This window comes from Gordonibacter pamelaeae 7-10-1-b (assembly GCF_000210055.1).
Taxonomy (GTDB): Bacteria; Actinomycetota; Coriobacteriia; order Coriobacteriales; family Eggerthellaceae; genus Gordonibacter; species Gordonibacter pamelaeae.
This window is the reverse complement of sequence record NC_021021.1, coordinates 2,825,453-2,829,515: the sequence shown is the minus strand read 5'-3', so window position 1 is coordinate 2,829,515 and position 4,063 is coordinate 2,825,453. Positions and strand designations below refer to the sequence as shown.

The 4,063-nt window shown below is 65.7% G+C and carries 4 protein-coding genes; all 4 read right to left on the bottom strand.

Features of this window, described 5'->3' with window-relative positions; genetic code table 11:
* On the bottom strand, positions 1–664 hold a 664-nt coding region (locus GPA_RS19385), incomplete at its 3' end, for a hypothetical protein (RefSeq protein WP_041239629.1).
* 35 nt (positions 665–699) lie between these two features.
* Complete coding sequence (locus GPA_RS13065) at positions 700–1,767, bottom strand: hypothetical protein (protein ID WP_041239628.1); 1,068 nt, start codon at positions 1,765–1,767, stop codon at positions 700–702.
* A gap of 135 nt (positions 1,768–1,902) precedes the next feature.
* Complete coding sequence (locus GPA_RS13060; RefSeq protein ID WP_015540161.1) at positions 1,903–3,222, bottom strand: hypothetical protein; 1,320 nt, start codon at positions 3,220–3,222, stop codon at positions 1,903–1,905.
* 88 nt (positions 3,223–3,310) lie between these two features.
* The coding region (locus GPA_RS13055) for a hypothetical protein (protein ID WP_041239627.1) at positions 3,311–4,063 on the bottom strand (753 nt) is incomplete at its 5' end.

The window sequence follows — 4,063 nt, the reverse complement described above, 5'->3', positions numbered from 1 at the left end:
GGCGCGGTTCGGCCGTGGCCTTCGCGGGTTTGGGGACGGCGCGCAGGCGGCGCATCAGCTCGCCCAGGGCCTGGGCGATGCGCTTGCGCCCGGCGGCGAGAACTTCGGAGACCTTGAGGCCGTGGAGCGAGGAGATCGTCTTGGCGGCCTGCTCGCGTGAGAGCTCCCCGATGTAGTCCGAGATGCGCGATTGCGCATCGAAATCGGCGGGCACGGGGCTCCCGAGCTCGGCAAGGGCGCGCTTCGCGAGCAGGTCGACGCACTCGCGCCGGAAGTCGGCGCTGCTCTTGTAGATGGAGGCGTTGGCGGCCGCGAAGGCGTCGAACGCGGAGTTGAAGGTGTTCTTCTGGTCGGGCGATGCCGTCATGCCCATCGATGCCGTCAGGGCGTCGATGGTGCCCTCGAACTCGGCGTCCAGCGCGCGGCGGTATTCCTCGAGCCCGCCGCGGGCGGACTTGGCGGCGAGGTTGCCCCTCACCGTCTCGACCGCGCGCTCGCGGGCGGCGCCGACCGCCGCCATGAGCTCCGCGTCGTTTTCCATAGCAGCTGCCACGAGTCGATACGCCTCCTCGATATCGATGCCGTCACCGAGCCCGGATCCGATCGCTCCGATATCGAGCGTGACCGAGCGTTGTCCCGACGCTGCGGGGGGTGCGTCCGCCATGAGTCGACCCTGCCTTTCCAGAGGTTCAGATGGGCCTAGTAGCCCTGCTTGTAGGTGCTGCCGTAGGCGTCCTGGCCATAGGGGCCGTACTGCCCGCGGATGTCGCCATTGGTCTCGGGTCGGGCATATCCCGCTCCCTCTCCCTGGTAGGCGTCCTGGTAATCGTCCTGTCGGTACGTCTCGGGCTGGACCGGGGCCGACGTCGCCTCGTCCGGGCGGGCGGGGTGATCGGTATCGGGGCGCGCGATGATGCCGGTTGCATCCGCGTCGAGGCCCTGCGCCGCATCGACCACGTCCTCGAACTCGGCATCGGTCTCGTCGGTGTATACCGGGCGGAGCGCGTCGTCGAAGTGGTCGACGGTTTTGTGCTCGAAGGCCGCCTGGGTCACGGCGAACTCGACGGCTGCCTCGGGGACGCTGGACGTCGAGGTCGCGGCCTTGACGTTCTCGATCGCGATGCAGGCGTCGTTCAGGTGGATGAAGCTGTCGGGGGTCGTGACGTTGTCGTTGATGAACTTGTCGGCGAACTCGACGGACGCGTCCGTGTCGAGCTTGAACCCGCGGACGCTGTTCATGGCCTGCTGGTAGGCCATCTTCGAGATTCCCTCGGCCACGTAGAGCTGGCAGGGGACGGGCATGTCGGCGGCGTAGCCGTCGAACTCGAGGCAGGCGTTTCGCGCCAGGAACTCGCAGAAGCCGTCGACGATCTGGGGTGCGGCGCCGTAGAGGTCGCAGATGTTGGCCGCGAAGGCGTCGACCGCGGACTTGAAGGTGTTGTTGCCGTCCTTGGAGAAGCCGAAGCGGCACGCGGCGTCCTTGCAAGCCTCGCCGAACACCGGGATGAAGGAGTCCTTGAAGCTCTTGATGCGCTCGGCCCAGACGGTGAGCACGGCTTCGCCGAACGCCGCCTCCTGCGCCTCGGCGAATGCCGCGGCGAGCTCTTCGTTGCCCTCGAACTCGGCATCCATGACGGCGTAGAGCCTGGGGAGGTCGGAGGGGTTGATCTTGCAGTTGACCTTCTTGGAGCGGACGCGCTCGACCAGGGCGTCGTAGCCGTCGAGCTCGAAGGTGACGTCCGCGCCGTCGAATTTCATATTTCCCATTGAGAGGCCCTTTCGGTGAGAAGCGGTGAGGGGTATTCGACCACGGTATGGCCGCGGGCCGAAGTTTGTAACCCTTTTTCCCAATCGGGAAGCGTTTCATACCGATATGCGGGCACGATGCTCGATTTTTGGGAATTACAGATGGAGCCCCGTCCGCTTCGCCGCCCCGGTCGCGCAAACGGCGCCCATGTCGGGAACCATGAACCCGCGCCCGCCGCTGATCTCATGGGCGTGCCTGGTCAGCATCATGGCGCGCAGGTCGATCGCTTCCCTGATTTTGTCGATTCTGCCGCGCTCGTTGGCGATGAACGGGTTGCCGAGGAGGATGTCGCAGGCCTCCTCCGAGAAGCCCTTGAGCCCGGACGGGTCGAACCAGGACAGGTTGCGGCAATATCTGCCGAGCTGTTCGTCGATCTTGCGGGCGAAGGGACGCATCATGCCGGCCCGCGGGGTCGTGTAGCCGTCGAAGGGCTGGGAGAGCTCGCGGTCGCACCAGAGGGCTTCGCCGGTGTCGAACACCGGCGCCGCGCGGAGCCATTCCCTGCTCTCGCTGTCGATGAGCACGCCGAAGTTGTTCCAGTGCCTATCGAAGTTCGCCATGAGGTAGTCGATGACGAGCATCTTCTCCACGTCCTCGCGCACGTCGAGCCCGTGGGCGGCGCAGGCGGACACGTAGAAATCGTGCAGCCCGAGGTCCGAGGGGCGTTTCGACGAGCAGAGCAGCGCCCAGGCCGGCACGAACTCGGTGACCTGGTCGGTCATGGGTTTGCAGCGGGAGGTCCACTTCATGAAGCCGCCGTCCTCGAGCTCGTAGGCGACATAGTCGCCCTCGTCGAGCAGCCGCGAGCACAGGACGCTGGCGATCTTCTCGTTGAACGGTTCCTGGAACCTGCCGGAGGATCGCCCGGACTTGACCAGCATCCGCTGCCCGCCCTCGATCGTCCAGCGTTTCGGCAGGTTGCCGTTCAGGGCCGCATCGGGCGATGAGGCGAGGAGGTCGGCGTTGCCCCTGATCTTCTCGATGAGGGAGGGGACCGACGAGGCGTCGTGCGCAAGAAGCAGCTCGCCGAGCTCTTCGCTGAAATCGTTCTCGAAGCAGTTTACGTCGCGCCATGTGGATGCGGATCCGGCGGGGCGGATCCAATATTGGTCGGACAGCGATGCGCCGAAACCGGAGGCCATGAGGGAGGCGGCCGACGGGTAGCCGACGGCGCGAAGGCGGTCCGCGGCATCGGGGCGGAAATCGGGGATGCCCCTGTTCTTGAACCAGCTCGAGAGCCTGTCGCGCGTGATGTTGCCCGATGGGTCGGTCGCCATAAGGGGGGCATGCGCCGCATCGAGGACGTGGGTCTTGCCGGTCACGGCCTGGCGGTCATGGTTCCAGGTGAACTCGGCGACCTCGTGGTCGCTGCACATGAGGGTGAGCCGCGAGAGCTCGGGCGTTCTGCTGTTCATCTTCTGGCTCCAATCTTCGCGTTGCCGGTTGTATCGGTGTCGTCATTTTACAGCACGTGAGCCTCATGTGTGCGATACCGCCCGAAGGCTACTCCCAATGGCCGGCCACGTCCACGACCCAGTGCCTGCCGGTCGCCTGCTGCTCATAATGCCCCTGGTCCTCGCTGGTGGTGTAGGAGTCGTCGATTACGGAGCCACCGATACCGCCATTATCAACATCGTTATCGCACCACGACCATGCGGCGGCCTTGCTGTCAAACGGTCCGACTTTGGTTCCGCCATGGTTGACCCAGTAGCGCTCGTGTCGCACATATACCACGTTCGGGACCCAGACCTGGCCGTAGTCGGTTTCCCAGTGCCCCTGCTCGGGGACCCACTTCTTCTGGGACTGCGCGGAGGATGACCCGGACGACTGGGAGTCGCCGGATGCCTGCGATGCCGTGCTGCCCTTCGAATCGCTCTTCTTGGAATCGGCCTTGCTGCCGGAATCGTCGGCCTTGGTCTCATAGGCCTTGCCAGAGTCCTTCTTGTCGCTCTCGTCGGTCTCGGTCTTGCTGCCGGCCTCGATCTTGCCGCCGGCCGAATCGGTCACGGTTCCGGCGTTCTGCTCGTAGCCGGAGTCGTGCACGCCGTCGGAGCTCCAGACGCCATCGGATATCACATGGCCGCCCGAGCCGTTGACGACGTCCGCCGTGGTGCCGCCGGACGGTGCGGATGCGGGGGAGTTCGTGACGGCGACCTCGACGTTGCCGCCCTCGTCGATCGCGGCCCATGTGACGGTCTCGACTGTCTTGCCGCCGGTCTCGCATCCGTCGAGCGAGCGGGCGAGCGCGGCGCTGCG